Source organism: Candidatus Hydrogenedentota bacterium (assembly GCA_012730045.1).
Taxonomy (GTDB): Bacteria; Hydrogenedentota; Hydrogenedentia; order Hydrogenedentales; family CAITNO01; genus JAAYBR01.
The window spans coordinates 33,545-59,019 of record JAAYBR010000110.1 but is presented as its reverse complement, the minus strand read 5'-3'; the positions used below and the strand labels follow the sequence as shown (position 1 = coordinate 59,019).

Below are 25,475 nucleotides of genomic sequence, written 5' to 3'. Positions count from 1 at the left end.
TGCCCCCGCTCCGGAACATCCCCCTGTTCGCTCCCGCAAACCACCCCCCCCTGAAGGGGGGACCCGGACCGCGCGCGCGGACACTGAGGTGACACGGGCTGGAAGCCCGTGTCACCTCGACACCCCTTCCCGGCATCCTGCTTTCGATACGGCATTTCAACCGTGCAATGCTCTAGAACCCCATGATGAGGGGCGGGGGCGCGGCAGGCACCGCGGGGGCCTCGGCGGTGGCGAACCAGTGGCGGAGGACGGCGCAGCGGTCGGCGTCTATGAGGTGGTCGCCGCCCTTGTCGAAGAGGACGCGGCCGCGGGCGCCGAGGGTGTAGGTGTGGGAGGCGTACTCAGCCTCGCGGTCGGGGCAGGGCGGGAAGACGAGGGTGCGCTCGGCCATGCGCCGCCGGAGGAGGTCGGTCATGAACTCCTTGGTGTGGCGGCGGGCGGGGGTGCCGTCGGGGAGGGTGGCGGTGTCGAGAACGCCGCCGAAGTCGTAGGCGTGGACGCGTGCGCACCAGTCGCCGCCGAGGGCCATGAGGCGGTGGGCCACGGCGCGGCCGTTGTTCCCGGCGTCTATGCCGAGGCCGGCGAAGCGCCAGCGGCGGTCGAGGTCGAGGAGGACGGACTCCTGGCGGGCGTAGTTGACCCCCTCGAGCCGCAGGCGGAACACGCCCACGAGGTGCGGGGACGCGTCGCGGTAGATGACGAACTCCGACGGGTCGCGGGCGTAGCCGAGGTCCGCGCCGAGGTAGTAGGCCCCCGGCCCCGGCGGGGGCGGCGGCGCGAAGGGCTCGTCCTCGCGCAGGACGCGGTCCGGCGCGCGGAGGGACGGGTCCACGCAGGCGAGGTAGTCCTCCAGGGAGAAGACGGCGGCGGAAGGCTCGCCGTGGAGGCCGAGGACGCGGTGGAGGTAGCCGGGGGAGCTGCGGCCGCCGTAGAGCCGGACGAGCTCGGCGTCCTTCTCGGGGGTGAAGTCCGGGTTGAGGAGGCTGGGCCAGTGGTGGCGCTCGACGGAGGGGTCCTCCGTCATGCGGTAAAAGGTGTTGCGCAGGCCGTTGGGCACGCCGTAGACCCAGCGGCGGCCGCCGCCGTTGAGGGACTGGAAGAGCTCGGCCCAGGAGGTCTCGGCCATCTCCTGCGCCTCGTCCACGATCTGCCAGTCCACGTGCATGCCCTGGAAGTTGACGCCGCGCGGCCCGGCGATGCGGCCCCAGAGCTGGAAGCCGTTCTCAAAGCGGAAACTCCACGACGGGCTCCGGCGGCACTCGGCGAGCAGTTCGGCGAAGAGCGGGGTGCCCGTGAAGCGCCGGTGCAGGCGGTGCATGAGGGGCGACAGGTGGTTCTCAAACTGCGTGGCGATCATCATCTCCGTGCCCGGGCGGTGGACGGCGGCCCAACACGCGGTGATCTCGATCTCGGCGGTCTTGCCCACGTCGCGGCCGTCGCAGTGGACCTTGCGCGCCGCGTCCGACTCCAGCGAGGCGCGCTGGTAGGGCCGCACGATCCACGGGGTGCCGTGGCGGTCGGAGAGAAACACGCGGGCAAACGCCGCCCGCGACGGCGGCGGCGGGGGCGCGGTGGGTGCGGGCATGGGGGGGGCCTTTTCGGGGGGTGGGGGTTCGACGGGGCGGGGGCCGTACCGTAGACGCGGCATCCTGCCGCGTTCTTCGGGAAAACGCAAGACCCAAGAACGCGGCAGGATGCCGCGTCTACGGTGCAGGCGTTCTCGCGGACTTACTCCATCAGCAGCGGGGCGGAAGACGCCCCTACGGCAGCCAGACCTTGACGTTGGCGCGGCGGCGGCCCCATTCGAGGGCCTTCTTGTGGCTGGGGAAGTAGATGTCTATCTTGTTCGCGCCCTTCATGGCGGAGCCGCGGTCCTCGACGCGGCCGTAGCCGTAGCCGGGGATGTACATGACGGTGCCGAAGGGGTAGTGGCCGGTGTCGGCGGCGATGGTGCCCTTTTTGGCCTTGCGGCCGGAGGCGGTGATGCCGACTTTTTTGGGCTGGCCCTTGCTGGGGCCGGAGGCAACGACGGGCCGGAAGAGCCAGTTGCGCTTCCAGTTGCAGCATTTCTTGCAGGAACAGTAGGCGGTGACGGACATTTCGCGGACGGAGGCTTTGCTGCGGGAGGAGGGCCGGGGGCCCCGGGCGCAGCCGCCGAGAAGGAGCAGGGCCGCCAGCAGGATGCAGGAGGCGGACAACCACAAGATGTTGTGCTTCATGGGGGACAGTCTACCGGGAGTGGGGGAAAATGTCAATGGTTTTCCGCCGGGAGCACGGACGGACACGGACTTGCACGGACGGACATGGACGGGAAAAACCCTGCGGGCGCGCGCTTGGGCGCGCGGGGCCAGGCTGGAGCCTGGCGATCCCAGGGGCGCGGGCCGGCGTCATGGGTGGCGGTCTGTTCTTCCTTGTCCGTGTCCGTCCGTGGGGGTCCGTGTCTGTCCGTGTTTCCCCCCAAGAACAGAAAACGGCCCGCACTTGTGGGCGCGGGCCGTTTCAGGGGGCTGTCTGGGGGTCTTACTGGAGCACGAGGTCGGGGTTGCCGGGGCCGAAGTGCTTGAGCATGACGATGGGGTCGGTCTTGCTGGGGTTGGTGATGACGACGCCCTCCTTTGCGGCGCTCTCGGAGACGAAGAACTCGTCGTGGGTGAGCTGTCCGAAGCGGATGAGGGCGGGGGACTCGATGTCCCAGGCGCCCATGGTGCCGTGTCCCTGGAGGACGATGCAGCCGTAGGCGGCGGCGTCGCGGACGGTGACCGTGGCGCCGGGGAGGATGGTGAGCTCCTTGGCGCTGAAGGCGTCGGACTTGTAGCAGATCCACAGGTCCACGTACCCGGCGGCCTTCATCTCCTCCATCGGCTTCACGGGCACGGGGCGCATGAAGCGCTTGGCGGCGAAATTGGGGTCGGTGTTCATCTCCCAGTCAATGACCTCGACGAGGTAGTCCACGTCGCCCTTGCGCTCGCCGGGGGTGTCCTTCCAGAGCAGCTCCTCGGAGACGATCTGGTCGCCCGTGAGGGACTGGTACATGGCGAAGACGTCGGAGGCCTTCTGGGGCTCGTAGGTGCAGAGGCTGCCGGGGGCGTGGAGGACGCCGGGGGGGACGTCCCAGCCGGTGCCGGGCTCGAGGCGGAAGGCCTGGGAGAGGTTGGTGAGCTTGTTGTCGCCCTTGATGAAGTCCTTGAGGGCCTGGCGGACCTGGTCCTTCGAGACGCCGGGCTGGATGCCGAAGAAGGTGTAGGGGAAGTCGCCGCCGTGGTTGTTGAGCTGGGTGGGGAAGAAGTAGGCCTCGGGCTTTCCGAGCTGGCCGACCTTCGCGGCGTGGTCGTCGTCGTGGTGGATGTGGTGCGGGAGCGCGCCCTTGTTGTCGAAGAACTTCGAGTACATGGGCCAGCGGCCGTACTCGTCCCAGATGCGGCCGCCGATGAGAGCGCCCTTGAGGTCCGCGACGGCGTCGCGCAGGAGGACCTGTTTCGTCTCGCCGCCGTCTCCGAACACGATGAAGCTGAGGCCCTCGTTGGGGCTGGTGAGGGGGCCGTTGTCGGCGGGGGTGGTGGACGAGAACCAGCGCTCGTCAATGCCGCCGCGCACGCCGCCGAGGGCGTAGTAGTCGTCCGGGTGCAGCTTGATGCGGCGTCCGGGGACGCAGAAGGACCGGGGCACCCACGCGGGGGCGAGGCGGACGACGCCCCTCCCCTGTTCCAGTGCCATTTCCGCCAGGTTCTTGGTGCTCATGTCGGGGTTCCCTTTCGCGGCGTCAGGCGCCGACGGTTTTCCAGGTTTCGGTTTTCGCGGAGTCGAGAACGGCGTCGCAGACGTACTGCGTCTCGAGGGCGTCGCGGAAGTTGGGGCGCACGGGCACGCCGGACGCCAGCCCGCCGAGGAAGTCGGCGAGGGCGTTGATGAAGGTGTGCTCGTAGCCGATGACGCATCCGGGGACCCACCAGTGGCCCATGTAGGGGTGGTCGGAGTCCGTGACAAGGATGGTGCGCCATCCGCGGGACTGCGAGTCGTTGCGGTGGTCGAAGTACTGGAGCTGGTGGGCGTCCTCGAGGTCGAAGTAGAGGGAGCCGAGCTCGCCGTTGACCTCGAAGGTGTTCTGGTTCTTGCGGCCGCGGGCGTAGCGGGTGGACTCGAAGGTGGCGAGGGCGCCGTTCTTGAAGCGCGCGAGGAAGGCGCAGGCGTCGTCAATGGTGACGGACTTGACGGTGCCGGGGTCGTCCTGGAGGGGGCGCTCCTTGATGAAGGTCTCGGTCATGGCGCAGACGCGGTCCACGCCGCCGATGAGCCAGATGGCGGTGTCAATGCTGTGGGCGAGGAGGTCGCCCGTGACGCCGCTGCCGGCCACGTCGGCGTCGAGGCGCCAGAGGGACGCGCCGCCCTGGGGAAGGTCGGGGCTGATGGTCCAGTCCTGGAGGTACTTGGCGCGGTAGTGGAAGACGCGGCCCAGCCGGCCCTCGTCCATGAACTGCTTGGCGAGGGTGATGGCGGGGACGCGGCGGTAGTTGAACCACACCATGTTGGGGACGCCGGCCTTTTCGACGGCCTCGGTCATCTCGAGGCCCTCGGCGGCGCTCATGGCCAGGGGCTTCTCGCAGAGGATCATCTTGCCGGCCTTGGCGGCGGCCAGGACGATGTCGCGGTGGGTGTTGTTGGGGCTGCCGATGTCAATGGCGTCAATGTCGTCGCGCCCGACCAGTTTCCGCCAGTCGGTCTCGACGCTTTCCCAGCCCCAGTTGTCGGCGAAGGCCCTCACCTTGTCCGCGCTGCGGGCGCAGACGGCCTTGAGCACCGGCTGGTACTCCAGGTCGTAGAAGCGGTTCACCTTCAGGTAGGCGTTCGAGTGGGCGCGGCCCATGAATCCGTAGCCGATGAGCCCGATGTTCAGTTTCTTCATGGTTCGGTTCTCCCCGCCCCCCTCAGGAGGCGAATTTCCGGTTGAGCTCGTCAATGGCCCGCTTGCACTGCGCGGTCACCGCCCACGCGTCGGGCCAGTGGCACAGGTCAATGGTCCACCAGTCGTGCGGCACGCCCGACTGGAGCAGTTCCGGGATGAGGACGTCGTAGTCGAGGACGCCGCCGCCGAAGGGGGCGTGCGTGCTCGTGTCCTCGTCGTGCAGGGTGCCGTCGGAGTCGATCAGGTGCAGGTGGTTGATCTTGCCGCGCAGTTTCCGGGCGAGTTCCAGGGCGCCGCCGGGCAGCGTCTCCTTCTCGCCGGGCTGGCGCGCGCCGACGGCGGCGACCATGTGGGCGTGGCAGGTGTCGTACATGATCCCGAAGTTCGGGTGGCCGACCTCCTCCACGATGCCGATGATGTCCGACGGCTTGTTGAAGGCGAAGCCCGGCTCGAACTCCCAGGTGACATAGACGCCCTCGTCGGCGGCGTCCTTCGCGCACTGGCGCCAGGTGCGCACGGCGCGGTCGCGGGCGGTGGCGTAGTCCACCGTGTCAAAGATCGTCGGCGGCTGCACGGCGTCCACGCGGATGCCGGGGATGCCCATGTCCGCGCAGAAGGCCAGGTTCTTGCGGAACTCGGCGAGATAGGCGGCGTTGTCCGCCGTGTCCAGCAGATGCTCGCCCCAGAGGTTCGCCGCGAGTCCCGAGAACTCCAGGCCCGCGTCGCGGACCTTCTGCGCGCACTCGCGGCGGCCCTCGCGGGTCGGGAGGTTGTCCGGGTGCGGGTGGATGCCGAAGCCGCCCAGCTCCAGGCCGTCAAAACGCAGCGCGGCGAGCTTGGTCACCACCTCGTCCCACGGCACCGGATTGTCCGCATACGGCCCAATCGTGTACGCCCACGTTCCAATCGAAATCTTCTTCATGGCTAGAGCCTCTCCTGGGTTGTGCCTGTTGTCCAAAAGACCGCCCCCTATAGTAGCAAATGGACCCCCCAGTTCAAAAAGGGGCCCCGGCGGCTTTGGAACCGGGCCGGTTTTACGCGGTGACGGCGGCCATGACCCGGTTGGTGACGGTGTTGCGGAGGCGCATGGTGTTGGCGGATTCGCCGGGGGAGGCGGTGGTGATGAAGACGAGAGCGGTGTCGCGTTCGGGGTCGGCGACGCCGATGACGGTGTCTATGCCCGCATGGCCGAAGGTGCGGGGGGAGGCGATGTTGCCGAAGCCGAACCAGCCCTCCGTGGTGGCGCCGCGCAGGAGCCAGCCGAGCCCCCAGTACTCGTGGCTGGGCGTCTTGCCGTCGCGCAGGGCGGCGTCTATCTTGTCCTGGTACTGCACTCGGTGCATCTCGGCGAGGGCTTCGGGCTGGAGGAGCTGTTTGCCGTTCCACACGCCGCCCGCGAGATGAAGGTTGAGGAGCCTGAGCATGCCGGAGGGGCGGGCCACCGCGCCGCCGGAGGGGTGGCCGAGGAAGGGCATGTGCGCCGTGTCCACCGTCCAGGGACGGGAGGCGGGCGGCGGCACGACGGCCAGGGGCGCGTCGGCGCGCGGCGGGGCGAAGGAGAGGTCGGCGTTCAGGGGGTCGAAGAGGCGCTCGCGGCAGAGGTCGTTCCACGGGCGGTTGCCCGACACGCGGCGCACGATGTCGGCGGCGATCAGCATGCCGCTGACGCCGTGGTAGCCCGTGCGCGAGCCGGGTTCCCATTCCGTGTCCATCGCGCAGAGGGCGGCCATGGCGGCCTTCCACTCGTCCCCGCTGAGCACCGGCGCCACGGACGCGGCGGTCAGGCCCGCCGAGTGCGTGAGGACGTGGCGCACCGTGACGGCCTCCTTGCCGCCGCCGGTGAACTCGGGGATGTACTTCATCACGGGGGCGTCGTAGTCCACCAGGCCGTCCTGGTGCGCCATGACGACAACGGTCGCCGTGACGGCCTTGGAGAAGGAGTAGACGAAGTTCTGGGTGTTCCCGTCATAGGGCACGCCGTCGCGGTCCACCCCCGAGCAGACGCCCCAGTACTTCTCCAGGAAGACCCGGCCCCCGCGCGTCGCCACCAGCGCCGCGCCGGGCACGGTCTTCGCGGCGACGGCCTCCGCCACGAAGTCCACCGCTTTCTGGAGCAGCGCGGGGTCCACCCCGACGGCCTCCGGCGCGACCGTGGCCAGCGCCTCGCGCGGCGGCAGGGCTTCCTGCGCGCAGGCGCGGCCCGCCACCGCCAGTCCCGCGGCGGCGGCGCACTTGAGAAACTCCCGGCGGCTGGGGCGGAGGATGCGGTGCATGGCGTGGACTCCTGTGGGGTAACGGGAAGACGATAACAGGCCCGCGCGCGGGAGGGCAAGGGGGAATGGACGGTATGGACGGGATGGACTTGATGGACGAAGCCGCCGGACGCCGACAGCCTGTCCATATCGTCCATATCGTCCATATCGTCCATTTCCCCTGCGGCGTGCTTGGGCGGGTATAATCTCCCTTTCCCTCAGGAGGAGTTTTTTTCATGGCACAGACCGCCGCTTTTGAGGAGCTTTCCTCCTTCATCACCGCCCTGCGGGTGGTGGACACGCATGAGCACATCCCGGACGAGGTGGTGGCCTGCGCGGACACGCTGGGCTTTTTCGGGTTTCTGGAGCATTATGTCTCGTCGGATTTCGTGTCGGCGGGGATGCCCCGGGAGACGCTGGAACGGGTGCGCACGGCGGGGAACGGGTTGTCGGACGTGGAGCGCTGGGACCTCGTCGCGCCGTGGTGGCCCCATGTCCGCACGACGGGCTACGGCCGCGCGATGGCCGAATACATGACCGACCTCTTCGGCGTGGCGGAGATCGGGCGCGACACCATCGGGGCCCTGTGCGACCGCATCCGCGCCGCGCGGAAGCCGGGCTGGTACCGCACGGTCCTGCGGGAGAAGGCGGGGATTGACCGCGCGCTGGTGATCCGGTGGCCGGGGCAGTCGGTGGCGGTGGACCGCGAGCTGTTCCGCGCTGTGCCGATTCTGGACCACTTCGCCATGGTGTCCACGCGGGCCGAGCTGAACGCCCTGGAGGCGGAGACGGGCCGCGCGATCCAGACGCTGGACCAGCTGCTGGCGGCGCTGGAGGCGCGGCTGGATGGTTTTGTTAAAGAGGGCATTGTGGCCGTGAAGATTTTCCTGGCCTACCGCCGCAGCCTGCGCTTTGACCGGGTCCCGAAGGCCGAGGCGGCCCGCGCCTTTGACCGGGTGTGGCTCTCGCAAGCCCTCGACCTGTCGCAGGACGACCTGAAACCCCTCCAGGACTTCGTCATGCGCCGCATCGTCGCGCTGGCGGCGGAGCGCGGCCTGCCGGTCCAGATCCACACGGGCCTCCAGGAGGGCAACGGCAACCATCTGGAAAACTCGCACCCCCTGCTCCTGACGGACCTGATTATGGACTTCCCGGACGCGCGCTTCGCGCTGTTCCACGCGGGCTGGCCGTGGGCGGGCGAGACGGCCGCCCTCGCCAAGTATTTTCCCAACGTCTACGCCGACCTGTGCTGGATCCAGGTGGTGTCCCCCGCGTCCGCCGCGCGCATCCTCGACGAGTGGCTTGACGTCATCCCGTCCAACAAGATCTTCGCCGTCGGCGGCGACAGCAACTACGCCGAGGGCGCCTACGGCCACTGCGCCATCGCCCGGCGCGTGGCCGCGCGCATGCTGGCGGACAAGGTGGACGGGGGCGCGTTTTCCCTGGACGAGGCGAAGCGGATCGCCGCGCGCATCCTCCGCGAGAACGCGATGGAGTTCTTCCGCCTGTGAGCGCGGACCGGAAAAAGCGCGCCGCCGCGCCTCCCCCCACGCCCACGGAGGCCATCCTGGAGAGCATCTCCGACGGGGTGTTCACCGTGGACGCCGACTGGCGCATCACGTCGTTCAACCGCGCGGCGGAGGAGATCACCGGCGTGCCGCGCGCGGAGGCGCTGGGGCGCCTGTGCTGCGACGTGTTCCGGTCGAGCCTCTGCGGGGCGGGCTGCGCCCTGCGCGAGACCCTGGGCACCGGGCGGCCGGTCATCGGCAAGACGGCGTTCATTGTGGACGCCGACGGAAACCGCATCCCCATCAGCCTGTCCACGGCGGTGCTGCGGGACGCGGACGGCCGCGTGATCGGCGGCGCGGAGACCTTCCGCGACCTGTCGGAGGTGGAGACCCTGCGCGAGGCCCTCGAGGGCAAGTACCACGCGGGCGAGCTCTCCAGCCGAAGCCCCCTCATGCAGCGGCTGTTCGAGGTGCTGCCCGCCGTGGCCGCCAGCCCCAGCACGGTCCTGCTCCTCGGCGAGACGGGCACGGGCAAGGAGCTGGCCGCGCGCACGATCCACGCCCTCAGCCCGCGCGAAAAGGGGCCCTTCGTCGCCGTGAACTGCGGCGCCCTGCCGGACACCCTGCTGGAGTCGGAACTCTTCGGATACAAGCGGGGCGCCTTCACCGGCGCGGCGCAGGACAAGCCGGGCCGCTTCGCCCAGGCAAAGGGCGGCACGCTGTTCCTCGACGAGATCGGCGAGGTCAGCCCGGCCCTCCAGGTGCGCCTGCTCCGCGTGCTCCAGGAGCGGACCTATGAGCCCCTCGGCGGCACCCGGTCCGAACAGGCCGATGTCCGCATCATTACCGCCACCAACCGCGACCTGGCCGCCCTCGTGCGCGACGGCGTCTTCCGCGAGGACCTGTACTACCGGGTCAACGTGGTGCGCCTGGAGCTGCCCCCCCTCCGCCGCCGCAAAGAGGACATCCCCCTGCTCGTGGACCAGTTCATCGCCCGGTTCAACCGGCTCCAGGGCAAGACCGTGCGCGGAATCGCCCCCGAGGCCCTCTCGCTGCTCATGGCCCACGACTGGCCCGGCAACATCCGCGAACTTGAAAACGCCGTCGAGCGGGCCTTCATCCTCTGCGGCGACGGCCTCCTCGGCCTGGAGCATCTGCCCGCCGAACTGACCGCGCGCGGCGTGCTCCGCGGCGGCGGCCAGGGCACCCCGTCGCTCCACGATGTGCTCGACGCGCAGGCCCTGCGCGCCGCTTTGGACCGTCACCACGGCAACCGCACCGCCGCCGCCCGGGAACTCGGCATCCACAAGACCACGCTTTTCCGCCGGGCAAAGCGGCTGGGCGTGCCCCTGCCCGAGGAAAACGGCCGCACACGCCGGAAATAGCCCGGAAAGCGGAAAGACAAGGCAGCCGGGACGGCTGCGCTACGGAAGAGAGGCCCGACGGTCGCCGCTATGTAGCGCCGCCGTCCCGGCGGCCTTGTCTTCTGGCCAGAACGGCGCTGTCGTAGCGTCAGCGCACCTATAAAATGCCCTATATAGACGCGCCAGCGCATCCATGCCACGTCTTTACGGAAATTCCTTATACTCACAAGCCATTCTTATGACACGGCTTGTGTTATGTGCCATCCTTTGGCATTTCATGGCCCGGTTCTTGCCCCTATAAAGGCATGAAAACCGCCTTTGCCATCTGGGAAGACCGCATCGCCCCCGTGTTTGACACGGCCCGCCAGTTGCGGCTGGTGGAGAGCGATGGGACTACCGTTACCGGCGAATCGCTGGAATCCCTGCCCCCGGACGATCCGCACCGGATCGCGGGGCGTCTGACGGAGCTGGGGGTCGGCATCCTCGTCTGCGGGGCCATTTCCCGGCCCCTGCACCAGCTCATCGCCTCGCAGGGGATTGAGGTGGTGCCCTTCGTCACGGGGGAGACCGGTGCGGTCGTGCGGGCGTGGCTGGGAAACACCCTTGACGGGGAGCGCTTCGCCATGCCGGGATGCTGCGGGCGGGGACGGAGGCAGGGGCGGGGCTGCGGCCAGGGCGGCATGGGCGGCGGATGCGGCCAGGGCGGGGAGTGTGTGTGCCCCGCCTGCGGCCACCGGCTCCCGCATGAGCGCGGTGTTCCCTGCGTCACCCGGCAGTGCCCGAAGTGCGGCGCGGCCATGACCAGGATCTGAAGAGACACCCAAACACAACGCATGGAGGATTTTTAGAATGCCAAGAGGCGACAGGACGGGCCCCCTCGGAATGGGTCCCAAGACCGGACGCGCGGCCGGACGCTGCGCGGGGAACGACCGCCCCGGGTTCATGAACCCGGCGGGCGGCGGCAGGGGCTTTGGCCGGGGCGCGGGCTGCGGCGGTGGCCGCAGACGCGGCCGGCGCAACATGTTTCTCGCCACGGGGCTCCCGGGATGGCAGCGCTTCGGCGCGGCGCCGGCGGCGGCCCCGGAAACGGAGACGCAGCTGCTGCGCGGACAGGTGAGCGCCCTCCAGGCCGGGCTGGAGACGGTGCTGCGGCGGCTGGAGGCGCTGGCGGGGAAGGAGGGTGGGGAATGAAGGTCGCCTTCACCACCAGCGGCGACGACCTCTCCGCGCCCCTGGAGCAGCGCTTCGGACGCGCGCCGAAGTTCCTGGTCTACGACCTGGACAGCGGCGCCTTCGAGGTGGCCGACAACGTGCAAAACCTGAACGCGGCGCAGGGCGCGGGCATCCAGTCCGCGCAGGCCGTGGCGAAGCTGGGGGCGGGCGCGCTGGTCTCCGGCCACTGCGGCCCCAAGGCCTTCCGCGTGCTGTCGGCGGCGGGGGTGAAGATTTACCCCTGCGCCGCCGCGACGGTGGGCGAGGCCCTGGAGCAGTACGTCGCGGGCGCGCTGGCCGAGGCCGACGCGCCGGACGTCGAGGGGCACTGGGTGTGAGCGCCTTTCCGCAACAGAACAGACCCCGCGTCATCGCGGTCGCGTCGGGAAAGGGCGGCACCGGCAAAACGACGGTGTCGCTCAACCTGGCGCGGACCGCGGGCGCGGGGGTTCGGCTGCTCGACTGCGATGTGGAGGAGCCAAACGCCCACCTCTTCCTCAAGGCGGAGCTGCTGGCGGAGGAGACGGCGGGCATTCCGGTGCCCCGGGTGGACCCCGCCCTGTGCGACGGCTGCGGCGAGTGCGCGCGGTTTTGCGCCTACAACGCCCTGGCCTGCTTTGGCGGGCCGCCCCTGGTCTTTCAGGACATGTGCCACGGCTGCGGCGGGTGCATGAAGGTCTGCCCCCGCGGCGCCATCACCGAGAAGGACCACCGCATCGGCGTGGTGGAGACCCTGCGCGCCGGGGACATCACCCTCGTGCAGGGGCGCCTCGACGTGGGGCGCGCCATGGCCCCGCCGCTCATCCACGCCGTCAAGCGCCACGCCGCGGGCGGCGGACTGGTGATCCTGGACGCGCCGCCGGGCACCTCGTGCCCCGTCATCGCGACGCTCCGCGACGCGGACGTCGTGGTGCTGGTGACGGAGCCCACGCCCTTCGGCCTGAACGACCTGGCCCTCGCCGTGGACACGGTCCGCACGCTGGACCGCCCCTTCGGTGTCGTGGTCAACCGCATGGGATCGGGCGACACCCGGGTGCACGACTACTGCGCGCGGGAGAACGTGCCCGTATATGCGGAGATCCCCGACGACCGGCGGATCGCCGAGGCCTACTCCCGCGGCGAACTCATCGTGGACGCCCTGCCGGAGTACCGCCCCCTCTTTGCGGCCCTGCTCGAAACCGCCCTCGCGCGCGCGGAGGGCGCCGCATGAGGGAACTGGTGGTTATCAGCGGCAAGGGCGGCACGGGCAAGACCAGCGTGACGGCGTCGCTCGCCGTTCTCGCGGGGAACGCCGTGCTGGCGGACTGCGACGTGGACGCGGCGGACCTGCACCTGATTCTCCCGCCGCAGGTCCGCGAACGGCACGACTTTTTCAGCGGCAACGGGGCGGTCATCCGCCAGGCCGACTGTGTCGCCTGCGGGGGCTGCCTGGCCCACTGCCGCTACGGGGCCGTGCGCAGGAACGGCCGGGGCGCGGGGGACGCCGTGTTCACCATAGACCCGGCGGCCTGCGAGGGCTGCGGCGTCTGCGTGCGGTTTTGCCCCGTCGGCGCGATTGATTTCCCCGAGCGCAACTGCGGCGTCTGGATGGTGTCCGGCACCCGGTGCGGCCCGATGGTCCACGCGCGCCTCGGCACGGCGGCGGAGAACTCCGGCAAGCTCGTCTCCACGGTCCGCCGCGAGGCGGCGCGCGTCGCGGAGGAGCAGGGCCGGGAGCTGGTGATTGTGGACGGCCCGCCGGGCATCGGCTGCCCCGTCATCGCGTCCGTGACCGGCGCGTCGCGGGTGCTCGTGGTCACCGAGCCGACCGTATCCGGAGAGCACGACCTGGAGCGCGTGCTGGCACTGGCGGACCATTTCAAGATCCCCGCGTCGGTCTGCGTGAACAAGTGGGACATCAACCCCGGGGTGGCGGACCGCATCGAGGGGCGCGCGCGGGAGAGGGGCGCCGAGCCCGCAGGCCGCATCCGCTACGATGCGGGCGTCACGCGGGCGCAGCTCCGGGGCCTGTCCGCCGTGGAGACGGACACCCCCGGCGCGGAGGACATCCGGGCGCTATGGCGGCAACTGGCATTAACGGAGGGATAAAACACATGGAAACCGAGGGACACGGCGCCTTCTCGCCGACGGCGCAGGAGCACGCGGCCGCGCCGCGCAACTACGGGCCGCTGGAGGACTACAACGGCAACGCGCGGATCACCGGGCCCTGCGGCGACACGATGGAGTTCTGGGTCGCCGTGTGGAACGGCCTCGTGGAGGACGCGTCCTTCACCACGACGGGCTGCGGCTCCTCCCTGGCGGCGGGCAGCATGACGACCTGCCTCGCGCGGGGGCGCGCCCTCGACACTGTCATGGGCATCCAGCAGGAGCATGTCCTGGCGGCGCTGGGCGGCCTTCCGGAGGCCGCCCGCCACTGCGCGCTGCTCTCGGCGAACACGCTGCGGGCGGCCTGTGAAGATTACCTTGCCTGGGCGAAGTCCCGAGGCATCGCGCTTAAACCCCCAACGAAAAAGGAGAATGACTGATGCGCATCGCAATCCCCCTGGCGGACGGAAGACTGGCCCAGCATTTCGGCCACTGCGAGCAGTTCGCCCTCATTGACGCGGACCCGGACACGGGCAAGATCCTCTCGCGGGAAAACGTGACCCCGCCGCCCCACGAGCCCGGGCTGCTGCCCCGGTGGCTGGGCGAGAAAAAGGTGAATGTCATCCTCGCTGGCGGCATGGGCCAGCGCGCCCTGATGCTCTTCGACGCCCAGGGCATTGAGGTCGTGACGGGCACCCCCGCCGAGGAACCGGAAACCCTCGTGGCGGCCTTCCTCGCCCAGTCCCTGGAAACGGGCCAGAACGCCTGCGACCATTGAGCATCTGCGGACTGCCCTGTGGGCTGTTTTGGTTTCCCCTTTGAACAGGGCCCATCAAGAAAGCAACGAAAAGGCGGCAACCGGGTATCCTTGGATATCCGCCCCTCCCGTCACCCCCGCGAAGGCGGGGGTCCATGCCTTGGACGCGCGGCATAACCCGCTGACACAAGATGGGTTCCCGCTTTCGCGGGAATGACGGACAGGGTCGGGCGCTCGCGCGCCGGGGTGTCCGTGTACGTCGGTGGTTTGTCCGTGCGGGTCCGTGTTCATGGGCCCGCCGCAAGGAGCCGGGTGAATGCTGAAAGAAGTCAACATCACGCTACTCGTGGACAACCTGGCCCGGGAGGGCCTCGCCGTCGAGCACGGCTTCGCCGTCCTCGTCGAGGCGGGCGGGCGGCGCATCCTGTTTGACACGGGGCAGACCGGCGCCGTCCTCGGGGCCAACGCGGACGCCCTCGGCGCGGATCTGTCGGGGGTGGAGGCCGTGGTGCTGAGCCACGGCCACTACGACCACACCGGCGGCGTGCCGCTCGCGCTGGCCCGCGCGCCGCGCGCCGCCGTGTGGTGCCATCCCGGGGTGTTCGTGCCGCGGTGGTCCCTGCGCGACGGCCAGCCCCGCGAGATCGGGATGCCCCCGGCGGCGCGGGAGGCGCTGACGGCCCTGCCCGCCGGACAACTGCGCCGGGTGACGGCGCCGGTGCTGGCGACCCCCGGCGTCTGGATCACCGGACCCGTGCCCCGGGGGAACCCCTATGAGGACACGGGCGGGCCGTTCTTTTTGGATCCCGAGGGCACGAAGCCGGACTTGCTCCCGGACGACCTGTCGCTGTGGATGGAGACGCCGGAGGGCGTTGTCGTGCTCACCGGCTGCTGCCACGCCGGGTTGATGAACACGCTCATGCTGACGCGCAACCGGACCGGCGGCCGGCCCCTGCGCGCGCTCATCGGCGGCTTCCACCTGGTCAACGCCGGAGAACAGCGAATGGCCCGCACCCTGGAAACGCTCCGCACCCTGAACCCCGCCGCCATCGTCCCCTGCCACTGCACCGGCGAGGCCGCCGTCCAGGTTTTGCAGGAGGCCTTCGGCGAAAAAGCCACCCCCGGCGCGGCGGGGATGACGCTGAGGTTCTGATCCCGGACGCCTGCGGGGCCTGTGGTATACTCGAAATCTTAATCCTTCCCCCGCACGGAGCCTCCCCCGCATGACGACGAAGCCCGCACCCGCCGCCGGTTCCCCGACGGAAAGCCCCTTTGCGCCGGGGTTGGGGTGGGCGTGGGCGGCGCTGGGGGTGTCGGCGTTGGGGTGGGCGCTGGCGCCGGTGTTCATCCGGTATCTTTCGCCGCATTATGACGCGTACACGCAGTCCTTTGTGCGGTATGCGAGCGCGGCGGCGGCGCTGACGCCTTGGTGCGCCGTGTTCTACCCGCGCGAGCTGCGGCAGGCGCTGGGGCGGTGGCGGGCGCTGCTGGGGATCAGCCTGCTGGTGGTGCTGATGCAGACGGCGTGGACGGTGGCGATCTACCAGACGACGGCGACGTCGGCGCAGCTGGTGGTGAAGCTCCAGGTGCCGATGGTGGCGCTGCTGAGCTATGCGGCGTTCCGCGAGGAGCGGGGGGTGATCCGCGACCCGCGCTTTCTGGCGGGGGCGGTGCTGTCGCTGTTCGGGGTGTGGGGGGTGCTGCTGAAGGCGCCGGGGGCGGGGGCGCTGCCGTCGCCGGACCTCTCCTTCTGGCTGCTGATGCTGGTGAACGTGTGCTGGGCGGTGTACATCGTGGCGAGCCGCCACGCGTGCCGCGACCTGCACCCGGTGCCGATGTTCACCCTCGTGGCGAACATGGCGACGGTCGGCTTCCTGCCGGTGATGCTGTGCAAGGGGGACGCGGGCCAGGTGGTGTCGGCGGGGCCGGGGGTGGCGGCGGTGGCGTTTTTGTCGGGGGCGGTGAGCATCAGCCTGTCGCACAGCGCGTTCCACTACGCGCAGGTGCGGCTGGGGGCGGCCTTCTGCACGACGCTGCACCTTTTGAACCCGCTGGCGACGTACGCCGTGGCGCTGGCGCTGTGGCCGGACGAGGCGATGAACGCGGTGCAGTGGGCGGGGGCGGCGCTGCTGATCGGGGGGAGCGCGCTGGTGGTGCGGGCGCGGCGGTCGCCGGACGAGGAGGATCCGGGGCCTACTTGAGGAGGCGGCGGCCCTCGGTGCCCTTGATGCCCGAGATGATGCGCTGGAAGCCCTCCTCGTTGCTGCACGAGGTGATGGCCTCCTCCTTGGTCACGAGCCCCTTCTGGTACAGCTCCACGGCGTACTGGTCGAAGCTGCGCATGTCGCTGTCCACCTCGATGATGCCGTAGAGCTTGTCCAGGTCGCCGTCGAGGATGGCGTCGCGGACGATGGGCCGCCCGCCGAGGAGGATCTCCACCGCCGGGATGCGGCCGCCGCCGATGCGCTTGAGGAGGCGCTGGCACACCACGCCCTGGAGGGTGTAGGCGATTTCCTGGCGGATGAGGTCGCGCTCGTTCTGGGGGAAGTAGCTGATCATGCGGTTGATCGTGTCCACCGACGTGGTCGTGTGCAGGGTGCTGAACACGAGGTGGCCGGTCTCCGCCGCGCTGAGGCCGGCGCGGATGGTCTCGATGTCGCGCATTTCGCCGACGAGAATCACGTCGGGGTCCTCGCGGAGGGCGCCGCGCAGGGCGTTGGCGAAGGAGTGGGTGTCGCGCCCGACCTGCCGCTGCGAGATGATGCTCGACTTGTCGGTGTACACGTACTCGATGGGGTCCTCGACCGTGATGATGTGGCTGCGGCGCCGCTCGTTGATGAAGTCAATCATGGCGGCGAGGGTGGTGGACTTGCCGGAGCCGGTGACGCCGCAGACCAAAAAAAGGCCCCGGTGCTTGAAGCAGACCGAGGCCACGACGTCGGGAATGTTCAGCGCGGGAAAGGGGAGCGGCGCCTCGGGGATGAGGCGGACGGCCAGCGCCAGGGCCTTCTGCTTGATGTAGCCGGAACAGCGCAGGTAGCCGACGCCGACGGCGTGGTACTGGAAGCTCGACTCGCGCTCCGTCTCCAGCAGCCGCATCTCGTCGGGGCCGCCGAGCTGGAGGACGAACTTGCGCATGTCCTCCGCCGTGATGGCGGGGCAGTTCTCGAGCGGCTGCAGGTCGTTGTCCACGCGCACAAAGGGGCGGTTGCCCGCGCGCAGGTGGAGGTCCGACGCCTTCAGCCGCTTCATCTCCTCGATGAGCACGTTGATGTTGAAGCCGGACTCCATGTACTTCTCGACTTCGAGGCTCCAGGTGGCCGAGCGCAGGGACTTGACGATGAAATGCTCGACCAGCGCGTCTATGGGGAGAAGCTGCTGGAGCTGGCGCCACTCGAAGGCGGGCACGCCCAGCTTGACGGTGCCCTCCTCCAGCTTGACCCGGCAGTTGATCCGTGTCGAGGCGACCCCCTTCTCCAGCTCCTCCTGGGTCACGCCGGCCTTGGGCTTGAAGAGGATCCGCAGCTGGTCTATCCGGTTGGCGAGGTCCGTGCCCCGGATGAACAGGGTGCAGTTGTCCGTGTTGAACCGGACTTCCTCCGGCAACCCCGTGGCTTTGATGACTTCCTGCAGGCCGATGCGGAACACGTCCACAAGGGTGCTGCTTGTCTGGCTGCCAATGTACATAGGGTCGTTTCCGTATTTCTGCGCCCCGTCCGAAGGCACGCCCCGGCCCGGGAAGGCCGGCTCTTGCCCCCGTGAGTGAGGCCCGGCGCGCGGTGCTCAGCCCGAACACCCGCCGGGACGGGAACCGCCGCCGGTTCCCGCAGGGTGACGACACGCGGGAAAGGTATCCTATCACGGGGCCGGCGGGCGATTCAAAGGAAACCCGGAATCCCCGGAACGGCGGCGTCCGCGCCCGCCGCCCCGTCTTTGCATTCCCCCTGCCAAAACCCCTATAATCTGCGCCGCCCCGGAGAGATGACCGAGTGGTTGAAGGTGCACGCTTGGAAAGCGTGTGTGCGCGGAAGCGTACCGAGGGTTCGAATCCCTCTCTCTCCGCCATTTTGAATTTCCGGGCCGGGCGCCGCGCCTGTCCCGCATCCTCTCACGGGCGGGCATGCCGTCCTCCGGGGGGTGCCCGCCCCAACCGTCCGGAACCCGTTCATGCTCAACGGCGTGCCCCGCATCCTGATCATCCGCCTGAGCGCCATCGGCGACGTGGTGCGCGTGCTGCCGGCGCTGCATGCCCTGCGCGACCTGCACCCCCACGCCCAGATTGACTGGGCCGTCGAGCCGAAGAGCGCGGGCATCCTGGAGGGGCACCCCGCGCTGGACCGGGTCATCGTGTTCCCCCGTCCGGACGACGCCTGGTCCGCCACGACCGCCTTTCTCCGGTTCTGCCGTGAAATCCGCCGCAACCGCTATGACGTCGTCTTCGACTTCCACGGCATCGCCAAAAGCGGCCTGATCATGGGCGCCTCGCTCGCCCGGAAGCGCGTCGCCTTCGCCCGCCCCCGCAGCCAGGAGGGCAGCGCCCTCTTCGCCAGCCAGCGGGTCCGGCTCCCCGCCGCGCGGATGAACCGCATCGAGGAAAACCTGGAGCTGGTGAGGGTCTTCGGCGCGAAGCGCCTCAACCTCGAGGTCGAAATCGAGATTCCCGACGCCGTCCAGGACGAGGTGGACGAGTACCTCACGGACAAGTTCCACGGCGGCAAGCGCCTGGTGGTGCTGCACGCGCCGGTGGACCGCGCCGAGAAGCAGTGGCCCCTGACGCATTTCGCCGCCCTGGCGGACCTGCTGCTCGCCGACGGGCGCTTCGAGGTGCTGCTGACCTGGGCGCCGGGGCAGCGCGGGGTCGTGGAGAAGGTCCAGTCCCTCGCCAGGCGCAACCCCGAAATCGCGCCCGAAACCCCCACGCTGAAGCATCTGGCGGCGCTCCTGCTGCGCAGCGACCTGTTCATCGGCGGCGACACCGGCCCCATGCACATCGCCTCGGCGGTAAACGTCCCCGTGGTCGGCCTTTTCGGCGGCACCGACCCCCGCATGCACAGCCCCCTGCGCCCCCCCTGCGCCGTGCTCTACGGCGGCGACACCCCCCCCGACAAGCCCATAGACCGCGCCCGCGGCCCCGAACTCCTCGCCCGGATCACCCCGCAGGAGGCCTGGGAGGCCGGACTGGGGCTGCTGAAGCCGGAGAGACGGCCGGCAAAGGCGGCGGACAGGTCAGACAGGCCGGACGGGTCGGACGGGTCGGACGGGTCGGACAGGTCGGATAGGTCGGACGGGTCAGACGGGTCGGACGGGTCGGACAGGTCAGACAGGCCGGACCAACGCCCTCCCTCCGACTGATCCGTCGGATCCGACCGATCGGTCCGATGTTCCCCTCTCCCCTCTTCCTCCAGACTCTGGACTCCAGACTCCAGACTCCCCTACCCCCCCGTTGCCAGGCGCATGATGTCCTCCTGGGTGGTGCCTTCGCGGGGGAGTTCCCCGCGCAGGCGGCCCTCGTGCATGACGAGGATGCGGTCGCAGATGCCGAGGATTTCGGGCAGCTCGCTGGAAATCACCAGGAGGGCCGCGCCCCCGGCGGCGAGACGGTCAATGAGGCGGTAGATCTCCGCCTTGGCCCCCACGTCTATGCCGCGGGTCGGCTCGTCGAAAATGAGCACGCGCGCGCCGGTGAAGAGCCACTTGGCCAGCACGACCTTCTGCTGGTTTCCGCCGCTGAGGAAGCGCACGGCCTGCTCGATGGACGGGGTTTTCACCTGAAGCTCTTCGGACAGCCGCGCGGCGGGTTCGCGCTCGCGGCCCGGCAGCAGCAGGGGCCCCGGCCCCAGGGCGCCCAGGTTGGACAGGGTCACATTCTCGCGGACGGACATGTTCAGCACGAGGCCCTGCCCCTTGCGGTCCTCTGTGAGCAGGGCGACGCCCAGGCGGACGGCGTCGCGCGGGGACCGGATGCGCGCCGGGGCGCCGTCGAGGAACACCGCGCCGCGCGCCGCGCGGTCCGCGCCGAAGACCGCCCGGGCGACCTCGGTGCGCCCCGCGCCCACGAGGCCGGTGAGGCCGAGGATCTCGCCCGCGTGCAGGGTGAACGACACGTCCTCGAAGGCGCCGGGCCGGGACAGCCCCTCGACGCGCAGGCGCTCGGGTCCGCGGGGCCGGGGGCTCACGGGGTATTCATTCGCCAGCTCGCGGCCCACCATCTTCTGGATGACGTCCTCGCGGGTGAGGTCGCAGACGTCGTGCGTGCCGACCCAGGCCCCGTCGCGCATGACGGTGACACGGTCGGCGATCTCGAACAGCTCCTCCAGCCGGTGGGAAATGTAGACGACGGCGATGTCCTGCCGCCGCAGTTCGCGGATGAGGCGGAAGAGGGCGCGCAGCTCGTGGTCCGTCAGCGTGGCCGACGGCTCGTCCATGACGAGGATGCGCGCGTTGACCGTGAGGGCCTTGGCGATCTCCACCATCTGCCGCTGGGCGATGCTCAGCTCGCCCACGGGGCGGCGCGGGTCAATCTCCGCGCCGATGCGGGCAAGCACGTCGCCGGCCCCGGCGTATGCCCGGCGCCAGTCCACGCGGCGCGGCGTGCCGCGCGACGGCAGGCGGCCGAGGAACATGTTCTCCGCCACGCTCAGGCGGGGGACCAGGTTGAACTCCTGGTGGATCATGCTGATCCCGAGGGCCTGCGCGTCGTGGGGCGTGCGGATATGGACGGGCATGCCGTCCAGGAGAATCTCTCCCCCGTCCATGGGCTGGGCCCCGGCGAGGATCTTCATGAGCGTGGACTTGCCCGCGCCGTTCTCCCCCACCAGCGCATGGATTTCCCCGGGCCGCACGGCCAGACACACGCCGTCCAGCGCGGTCACGCCGGGGAACCGCTTGGTCACGTTCCGCATTTCCAGCACATGCTCGGCCATGGGCGCATGGTACCGCATCGGGGCCGGGCGTGTCACGCCCTCACACCAGCGGGGTCACCCCCGGCATGGCAACCGGGGCCTGGGGCAGGTCGCCGAAGGCCTGGTTCTTGGGCGTCAGATCGAGCGTGCTCTGGTTGAGCGCGAAGTCCCAGGTCACGGTCTGGCCGGTGTAGGCGGACATGCGGCCCATGACGGCGGCCAGGGTGCTCTGGGCCAGGGCGTGCGCCTCGGTGATCCGGTTGCCCGAGCGGATGGCCGCGTAGAGGTCCGCGTGCTCCTGCACATAGGGGTCCGACGCGTCGCCCCGGAAGGTGTAGGGCTTCCTGCCGCCGCGGATGCTGTTGCCGGGCACCGCGGCGCCCTTCGTGCCGACGACGTGCTCGTTCACCCGGCCCTCGGTGTCCTGCATCTGGCGGCAGAGGCTCTGCACCAGCACGCCGCCCGGATACTCGAACTCCACGGAGAAATGGTCGTAGATGTGGCCGAACTCCGGGCCCGTGCGCTGCTGGCGGCCGCCCATGCCGAGGCACTTGACCGGGTTCTGGCCGAGCACCCAGTGGATCACGTCAATGTTGTGCAGGTGCTGCTCCACGATGTGGTCGCCCGAGAGCCACGCATGGTAGTTCCAGTTGCGGATCTGGGCCTCCACGTCCGACCAGCCGTCCTGCCGGAGCACCGCCGGGTAGTACCCGTAGTCGCCGATCCAGTAGCAGCTCGCGGACACGATGTCGCCGACGGCCCCGTCCTGGAGGCGCCTGATGACCTCCTGGTAGGGCTTCTGGTGGCGGCGCTGGGTGCCCGCCACGACGCACAGGCCCTTCTGGTCCGCCAGCGCCGCCGACGCCAGCACGGAGCGCACGCCCGCGGGGCACACGGCCCCGGGCTTTTCCATGAACACATGGCGGCCCGCCTCCACGGCGGCCTGGAAGTGCGCGGGCCGGAAGCCGGGCGGTTCGCAGAGCATCACCACGTCCACGTCGCACGCCGCCACTTTGTCCGCCGCGTCGAAGCCCGTGAAGCAGGTCTCGTCCGTCACCTTCACGCGATCCGCCCGCGCCGCGAACTTCTCCCGCGCCTTCGCCATCTGGTCGGGGAACAGGTCGCCCATCGCCACCAGCGTCACATTGGGGTCCGCGTCCAGGGCGTTCATCACCGCGCCCGTGCCGCGCCGCCCGCAGCCCACCAGCCCGAGTTTCAGCGGCGCCGCCGCGTCGGCCCGCGCCGCGCGCGAAAGCACCGAGAACACCCCCGCGGCCGCCGCCGCCGTGGTCGTGGTGCGCTGGAGGAAGGCCCGCCGGGTGGGGCTGGAGGGGTCGTGGCTGCCGGACATGTCGGTCGTCTCCCTAAGTTGCGGCGAGTCCGCGCCTCCGCCGCACCCGTGCGGCGGAGGCCGGAACGCCGCCCCAAAGCATAGCCCAGCGAAAAGAAAGAATCCAGTCGGCGCGGGAAGAACGGGAGTGGACACGATGGACGGAATGGACAGAATGGACGATATGGACGAGATGGACGAGATGGACCGGCGGGGGGGGCGGGCCCCTTGGTCCACCGTGTCCACCCTGTCCATTTCGTCCATTCTGTCCATACCGTCCATTCTGTCCATACCGTCCATTCTGTCCATCTCGTCCATTTTTGCGCGCCCCTTCCCCTGACACGCACGCGGCGCGCGCGGGTATAGTACACTGACAGGGGGAAGACCGGGCGTGTCCAGGGGGACCCGCCCGGCTTTCCGGGCACAGGAGTGCGACCGGTGCGTGTCGCGTGGAAAATCGCTTTTGCGGCGCTGCTTCTCGCGGCGGGGGTGCTTGTCTGCCGCCAGTGGCCGGGCGGCGCGCCGGCCCCGGCGGCGGCGCCCGGAGACCGCGTGGATTACGCGCTGGACCTCCTCGCGGAGGATCCGGCGGCCTGGCGCGACGACACCCGGTCCGCCGTGCGCATCGCGGCGGCGGCCGCCGAGGAGCACGGGCTGGACGACCCGGGGGCGCTCTATGTGACCGCGGTGCAGCTTCAGCGCGAGGGGAGCCCGTCGGCCGCGGAGGCGCTCTACCGCCGGGCCGCCATGGCGGAGCCGGACTGGAGCTGGCCCCACGCCTCCCTGGGCAGCCTGGTGGCGCGGTCGGCGGACCGGCTGGAGGAGGCGGCGGAGGAGCTGCGCCGGGCCATCGCGCTCGAGCCGGACTGGGCGCGCCCGCACAACAGCCTGGCGGTCGTGCTGCGGCTTCAGGAAAAGTACCCCGAGGCGGAGGAGCACGCCCTGCGCGCGCTGGAGCTGGACCCGGACGACATCGCCGCGCACAACAACTACGCGAACCTGCTGGTGCAGCTCGGGCGGCTCGCCGAGGCGGAGGAACATTATCTGGCCGCCCACGAGCTCGACCCGGAAAACCCGAAGCCCGCCTACAACCTCGCCTGCCTCTACGCCCTCGGCGGCATGAACGAGAAGGCCCTCGAATGGCTCCCCCTGGCCACGCGCCGCTCCGACGCTTTGCGCCGCGAGGCCCTGCTCGACCCCGACCTCGCCGCCCTGCGCGAGACGCCGGGGTTCCAGGAGGCCCTTGGCGGCTTCGCCCCCGAGGCCCCGCCCGCGCCGGAGACCGGAGAGAAGGATGCGCCCGCACCGGAGGCCGCCCCGGAAACCGGGGAGGAGGATGCGCCCGCGCCGGAAACGGAGACGCCGGAGGAGGCGGGCGGGTGATCCTGCCGCGTGACGCGGCGGACGCAACCGGACGGTCTTCGTGTCCGCGCCAGGGCGCAGCAAGCGGCGCCCCTACGGGCGGAATATCCGGTGTCTTCGCATGTGCCCAGAGCATGCGCACATAGGGCGCAGCAAGCGGCGCCCCTACATGCGCGCGCCGTGGGCATACACGAAGAGACCGGGCGTTCCGCCCGTAGGGGCGCCGCTTGCCGCGCCCGACTTCCGCGCCATCGCTCCCCCTCCAGCGGGGAGCCGCCTCATCCCTCAGCCCGCGGGCGGCGCGAAGGGCTCTATGGCCGCGGGGCCGAAGGCGGGCAGGGGCAGGTTGTCCGCGTCCACCACGTTGACCGCCGGATTGAGGCCCATGCCGTAGCTGAGAAGGGTCTCCGGGGCCAGGGGCGCGCCGGTGCGCAGGAGGAGGCGTCCGGGGACGCCGGGCACGGTCTGCACGGCGAAGAAGACGTCGCGGCCGGGCTCTTCCGCCGTGGCGGACACGGCGAAGCCGCGCATAATGCCGCCGCCGCCGTTAAGGTCGCCGGTGACGTTGGAGCAGTCCACCCAGATTTCCGTGCGGGCCTCGTTGGCGAACTGCGCCTTCTCGAAGTCGGGGCCGCGCCGGACCGCCGCGCCGTCGCGCACAAGCGGCAGGACCATGCGGCCCAGGCGCCCGCCGAGGACGCGGTGGCCCTCCCACCCCATGTGGATGCCGTCGCTCATCTGGAGGTCGTTGGCCGCCGTCATGTAGACGCCGGGGAACTCCCGGGCGGCGCGGCGCTGCTGCTCGCGGACCTTGTTCCAGCCCAAAGCCGTCTCGGGCGCCAGCACGACGACGCGGCCGATCTGCACGGTGAACACGGCGAGGTCGGGGTTGCCGGTGTCGCGGCGGACGGACTCGACGAAGGTCTTGAAGCGGTCGAAATAGGTGTCGCACACGCCCGGGGCGCTGTCGGACTCGCCCTGGTACCAGAGCATGCCGCGGACCTTCCCGCCCGCGCGCTTCACCTGGGCGGCCATGTTCCCGTAGAGGCTCTCTTCGCCCTTGTCGAGCAGGGCGGGGCTCCACTCGTCGAGCGAGGTGCCGCCGAAGGCGCAGGGGATGAGGCCCACGGGCACCCCGGCCTCGTTGGCCAGGAACTCGGCGAAGAAGACGTCGCAGCCCGCGCCGCCCCAGGGCGTGCCCTCCCGGCTCGCCTTGCGCGCCGCGAGAATGTCCTCCTCCGACTTGTAGCCGCCGCGGTTCAGCAGCAGCGCCTTCATCACCGGCGCGTCCGACTCGACGATGCGGTGGGTGGGCGCGGCGGCGGGACGCCACGCGTTGTCCATGCCGAGCATGGCGACGAGCGGGTGCGGCGTCTGCGGGCCGGGCACGGGCGCGGCGCCCTGCATGTTGGACTGCCCGGCGAGGACCCACAGGTCGCCCACGAGCACGCCCTGGAAGGCGGCGCGGAAGGTCTCCTTGCCGTCCATGCCCCGGGCGAGGACCTCGATGTCATAGGGGCCGCCCGCGGGCAGGTTTTTCAGCAGCAGCCCCGCGCGCCCGCGCTCGGGGTCCTGGGCCACGCGGATCGCGTCCCGGACGGAGTCCGCGCCGGGGCGCGCGACGGAGTATTCCACGGTCTCGCCCGCGAAGAGCTCGGCGGGCAGCTCGACCACGCAGGCGGCCACGCCGGCGGCGTCGCGCTGGAGGACCTGGTGGCCGGCGGTCAGGCGGACGGCGGCGGTGTCGTCGAGGGGCACCAGCAGGGCGGCAAGGACCAGTGCGACAGCGGTCATGGGGGACTC

24 protein-coding genes and 1 tRNA gene are annotated in these 25,475 nt (G+C 70.2%); 15 read left to right on the top strand and 10 right to left on the bottom strand.

Going from position 1 to position 25,475, the window contains the following annotated elements; translation table 11 throughout:
* Positions 1–172: 172 nt before the first annotated feature.
* From GXY15_12490 to GXY15_12465, 6 genes are all read right to left on the bottom strand, one after another.
* Positions 173–1,585: a hypothetical protein gene (locus tag GXY15_12490; GenBank protein ID NLV42029.1), complete on the bottom strand. Its 1,413-nt coding sequence runs from the start codon at positions 1,583–1,585 to the stop codon at positions 173–175.
* Positions 1,586–1,760: 175 nt separating this feature from the next.
* Positions 1,761–2,219 (bottom strand): hypothetical protein, encoded by a 459-nt coding sequence (locus GXY15_12485; protein ID NLV42028.1) that lies wholly within the window; start codon positions 2,217–2,219, stop codon positions 1,761–1,763.
* A gap of 301 nt (positions 2,220–2,520) precedes the next feature.
* On the bottom strand, positions 2,521–3,738 hold the full coding sequence (locus tag GXY15_12480) for a hypothetical protein (protein NLV42027.1): 1,218 nt from the start codon (positions 3,736–3,738) through the stop codon (positions 2,521–2,523).
* Positions 3,739–3,760: 22 nt separating this feature from the next.
* Positions 3,761–4,900, bottom strand: a complete 1,140-nt coding sequence (locus GXY15_12475) for a Gfo/Idh/MocA family oxidoreductase (GenBank protein NLV42026.1) — start codon at positions 4,898–4,900, stop codon at positions 3,761–3,763.
* Positions 4,901–4,922: 22 nt separating this feature from the next.
* Complete coding sequence (locus tag GXY15_12470; GenBank protein ID NLV42025.1) at positions 4,923–5,822, bottom strand: sugar phosphate isomerase/epimerase; 900 nt, start codon at positions 5,820–5,822, stop codon at positions 4,923–4,925.
* Between the two features lie 112 nt (positions 5,823–5,934).
* Positions 5,935–7,173 carry a beta-lactamase family protein gene (locus GXY15_12465; protein ID NLV42024.1) on the bottom strand — a complete coding sequence of 413 codons (1,239 nt, stop codon included), beginning with the start codon at positions 7,171–7,173 and terminating at the stop codon, positions 5,935–5,937.
* Between the two features lie 215 nt (positions 7,174–7,388).
* Here GXY15_12465 and GXY15_12460 point away from each other — a divergent pair, with 215 nt between their 5' ends.
* The 11 genes from GXY15_12460 to GXY15_12410 all read left to right on the top strand — a co-directional run bounded on the left by GXY15_12460 (position 7,389) and on the right by GXY15_12410 (position 16,279).
* Positions 7,389–8,663 carry an amidohydrolase family protein gene (locus GXY15_12460; protein ID NLV42023.1) on the top strand — a complete coding sequence of 425 codons (1,275 nt, stop codon included), beginning with the start codon at positions 7,389–7,391 and terminating at the stop codon, positions 8,661–8,663.
* On the top strand, positions 8,660–10,045 hold the full coding sequence (locus GXY15_12455) for a sigma 54-interacting transcriptional regulator (GenBank protein NLV42022.1): 1,386 nt from the start codon (positions 8,660–8,662) through the stop codon (positions 10,043–10,045). Before GXY15_12460 ends, GXY15_12455 begins: the two co-directional genes overlap by 4 nt.
* 284 nt (positions 10,046–10,329) lie before the next feature.
* Positions 10,330–10,836, top strand: a complete 507-nt coding sequence (locus GXY15_12450; protein ID NLV42021.1) for a hypothetical protein — start codon at positions 10,330–10,332, stop codon at positions 10,834–10,836.
* Between the two features lie 37 nt (positions 10,837–10,873).
* Positions 10,874–11,215 (top strand): DUF5320 domain-containing protein, encoded by a 342-nt coding sequence (locus GXY15_12445; GenBank protein ID NLV42020.1) that lies wholly within the window; start codon positions 10,874–10,876, stop codon positions 11,213–11,215.
* Positions 11,212–11,574: a dinitrogenase iron-molybdenum cofactor biosynthesis protein gene (locus GXY15_12440; GenBank protein ID NLV42019.1), complete on the top strand. Its 363-nt coding sequence runs from the start codon at positions 11,212–11,214 to the stop codon at positions 11,572–11,574. Before GXY15_12445 ends, GXY15_12440 begins: the two co-directional genes overlap by 4 nt.
* A complete protein-coding gene (locus tag GXY15_12435; GenBank protein NLV42018.1) occupies positions 11,571–12,446 on the top strand; it encodes a P-loop NTPase in 876 nt (291 codons plus the stop codon). Before GXY15_12440 ends, GXY15_12435 begins: the two co-directional genes overlap by 4 nt.
* The gene (locus tag GXY15_12430; protein NLV42017.1) at positions 12,443–13,324 is read left to right on the top strand and encodes a 4Fe-4S binding protein; all 882 of its coding nucleotides are present in this window, start codon (positions 12,443–12,445) and stop codon (positions 13,322–13,324) included. The genes GXY15_12435 and GXY15_12430 overlap by 4 nt, the downstream gene beginning before the upstream one ends.
* A 5-nt stretch (positions 13,325–13,329) precedes the next feature.
* Positions 13,330–13,761 carry an iron-sulfur cluster assembly scaffold protein gene (locus GXY15_12425; protein NLV42016.1) on the top strand — a complete coding sequence of 144 codons (432 nt, stop codon included), beginning with the start codon at positions 13,330–13,332 and terminating at the stop codon, positions 13,759–13,761.
* On the top strand, positions 13,761–14,099 hold the full coding sequence (locus GXY15_12420) for an ATPase (protein ID NLV42015.1): 339 nt from the start codon (positions 13,761–13,763) through the stop codon (positions 14,097–14,099). The genes GXY15_12425 and GXY15_12420 overlap by 1 nt, the downstream gene beginning before the upstream one ends.
* 295 nt (positions 14,100–14,394) lie before the next feature.
* The gene (locus GXY15_12415; GenBank protein ID NLV42014.1) at positions 14,395–15,231 is read left to right on the top strand and encodes an MBL fold metallo-hydrolase; all 837 of its coding nucleotides are present in this window, start codon (positions 14,395–14,397) and stop codon (positions 15,229–15,231) included.
* A gap of 70 nt (positions 15,232–15,301) precedes the next feature.
* On the top strand, positions 15,302–16,279 hold the full coding sequence (locus GXY15_12410) for a DMT family transporter (protein ID NLV42013.1): 978 nt from the start codon (positions 15,302–15,304) through the stop codon (positions 16,277–16,279).
* Here the strand turns inward: GXY15_12410 and GXY15_12405 are convergent.
* Positions 16,272–17,765 (bottom strand): PilT/PilU family type 4a pilus ATPase, encoded by a 1,494-nt coding sequence (locus GXY15_12405; GenBank protein NLV42012.1) that lies wholly within the window; start codon positions 17,763–17,765, stop codon positions 16,272–16,274. The genes GXY15_12410 and GXY15_12405 overlap by 8 nt on opposite strands.
* Before the next feature lie 288 nt (positions 17,766–18,053).
* On the opposite strand from GXY15_12405, the gene GXY15_12400 reads away from it, so the two are divergent.
* Positions 18,054–18,143, top strand: a tRNA-Ser gene (locus GXY15_12400).
* Positions 18,144–18,245: 102 nt separating this feature from the next.
* Positions 18,246–19,430 carry a glycosyltransferase family 9 protein gene (locus GXY15_12395; GenBank protein NLV42011.1) on the top strand — a complete coding sequence of 395 codons (1,185 nt, stop codon included), beginning with the start codon at positions 18,246–18,248 and terminating at the stop codon, positions 19,428–19,430.
* 80 nt (positions 19,431–19,510) lie between these two features.
* Here GXY15_12395 and GXY15_12390 read toward each other — a convergent pair whose 3' ends face one another.
* Together GXY15_12390 and GXY15_12385 are read right to left on the bottom strand one after the other, a co-directional pair.
* Positions 19,511–21,001 (bottom strand): sugar ABC transporter ATP-binding protein, encoded by a 1,491-nt coding sequence (locus GXY15_12390; protein NLV42010.1) that lies wholly within the window; start codon positions 20,999–21,001, stop codon positions 19,511–19,513.
* Positions 21,002–21,041: 40 nt separating this feature from the next.
* Positions 21,042–22,331: a Gfo/Idh/MocA family oxidoreductase gene (locus GXY15_12385; protein ID NLV42009.1), complete on the bottom strand. Its 1,290-nt coding sequence runs from the start codon at positions 22,329–22,331 to the stop codon at positions 21,042–21,044.
* Positions 22,332–22,485: 154 nt separating this feature from the next.
* Here GXY15_12385 and GXY15_12380 point away from each other — a divergent pair, with 154 nt between their 5' ends.
* Positions 22,486–22,650, top strand: coding sequence for a hypothetical protein (locus GXY15_12380; GenBank protein NLV42008.1), 165 nt, complete (start codon positions 22,486–22,488; stop codon positions 22,648–22,650).
* Between the two features lie 98 nt (positions 22,651–22,748).
* Positions 22,749–23,693, top strand: coding sequence for a tetratricopeptide repeat protein (locus GXY15_12375; protein ID NLV42007.1), 945 nt, complete (start codon positions 22,749–22,751; stop codon positions 23,691–23,693).
* A 264-nt stretch (positions 23,694–23,957) separates the two neighbouring features.
* On the opposite strand, the gene GXY15_12370 is transcribed toward GXY15_12375, so the two are convergent.
* Entirely contained in the window at positions 23,958–25,466 is a 1,509-nt protein-coding gene (locus GXY15_12370) for a sialate O-acetylesterase (protein ID NLV42006.1), read from the bottom strand.
* Between the last annotated feature and the right edge of the window lie 9 nt (positions 25,467–25,475).

What these genes read in the sequence shown, in the direction of transcription:
- GXY15_12415 (NLV42014.1), top strand. Translation starts at nt 14,395, where the DNA reads ATGCTGAAAGAAGTCAACATCACGCTACTCGTGGACAACCTGGCCCGG.
- GXY15_12395 (NLV42011.1), top strand. Translation starts at nt 18,246, where the DNA reads ATGCTCAACGGCGTGCCCCGCATCCTGATCATCCGCCTGAGCGCCATC.
- GXY15_12485 (NLV42028.1), bottom strand. Translation starts at nt 2,219, where the DNA reads ATGAAGCACAACATCTTGTGGTTGTCCGCCTCCTGCATCCTGCTGGCG.
- GXY15_12470 (NLV42025.1), bottom strand. Translation starts at nt 5,822, where the DNA reads ATGAAGAAGATTTCGATTGGAACGTGGGCGTACACGATTGGGCCGTAT.
- GXY15_12425 (NLV42016.1), top strand. Translation starts at nt 13,330, where the DNA reads ATGGAAACCGAGGGACACGGCGCCTTCTCGCCGACGGCGCAGGAGCAC.
- GXY15_12460 (NLV42023.1), top strand. Translation starts at nt 7,389, where the DNA reads ATGGCACAGACCGCCGCTTTTGAGGAGCTTTCCTCCTTCATCACCGCC.
- GXY15_12405 (NLV42012.1), bottom strand. Translation starts at nt 17,765, where the DNA reads ATGTACATTGGCAGCCAGACAAGCAGCACCCTTGTGGACGTGTTCCGC.
- GXY15_12380 (NLV42008.1), top strand. Translation starts at nt 22,486, where the DNA reads ATGGACGATATGGACGAGATGGACGAGATGGACCGGCGGGGGGGGCGG.
- GXY15_12370 (NLV42006.1), bottom strand. Translation starts at nt 25,466, where the DNA reads ATGACCGCTGTCGCACTGGTCCTTGCCGCCCTGCTGGTGCCCCTCGAC.
- GXY15_12410 (NLV42013.1), top strand. Translation starts at nt 15,302, where the DNA reads ATGACGACGAAGCCCGCACCCGCCGCCGGTTCCCCGACGGAAAGCCCC.
- GXY15_12450 (NLV42021.1), top strand. Translation starts at nt 10,330, where the DNA reads ATGAAAACCGCCTTTGCCATCTGGGAAGACCGCATCGCCCCCGTGTTT.
- GXY15_12480 (NLV42027.1), bottom strand. Translation starts at nt 3,738, where the DNA reads ATGAGCACCAAGAACCTGGCGGAAATGGCACTGGAACAGGGGAGGGGC.
- GXY15_12430 (NLV42017.1), top strand. Translation starts at nt 12,443, where the DNA reads ATGAGGGAACTGGTGGTTATCAGCGGCAAGGGCGGCACGGGCAAGACC.
- GXY15_12475 (NLV42026.1), bottom strand. Translation starts at nt 4,900, where the DNA reads ATGAAGAAACTGAACATCGGGCTCATCGGCTACGGATTCATGGGCCGC.
- GXY15_12390 (NLV42010.1), bottom strand. Translation starts at nt 21,001, where the DNA reads ATGGCCGAGCATGTGCTGGAAATGCGGAACGTGACCAAGCGGTTCCCC.
- GXY15_12445 (NLV42020.1), top strand. Translation starts at nt 10,874, where the DNA reads ATGCCAAGAGGCGACAGGACGGGCCCCCTCGGAATGGGTCCCAAGACC.
- GXY15_12420 (NLV42015.1), top strand. Translation starts at nt 13,761, where the DNA reads ATGCGCATCGCAATCCCCCTGGCGGACGGAAGACTGGCCCAGCATTTC.
- GXY15_12490 (NLV42029.1), bottom strand. Translation starts at nt 1,585, where the DNA reads ATGCCCGCACCCACCGCGCCCCCGCCGCCGCCGTCGCGGGCGGCGTTT.
- GXY15_12440 (NLV42019.1), top strand. Translation starts at nt 11,212, where the DNA reads ATGAAGGTCGCCTTCACCACCAGCGGCGACGACCTCTCCGCGCCCCTG.
- GXY15_12465 (NLV42024.1), bottom strand. Translation starts at nt 7,173, where the DNA reads ATGCACCGCATCCTCCGCCCCAGCCGCCGGGAGTTTCTCAAGTGCGCC.
- GXY15_12385 (NLV42009.1), bottom strand. Translation starts at nt 22,331, where the DNA reads ATGTCCGGCAGCCACGACCCCTCCAGCCCCACCCGGCGGGCCTTCCTC.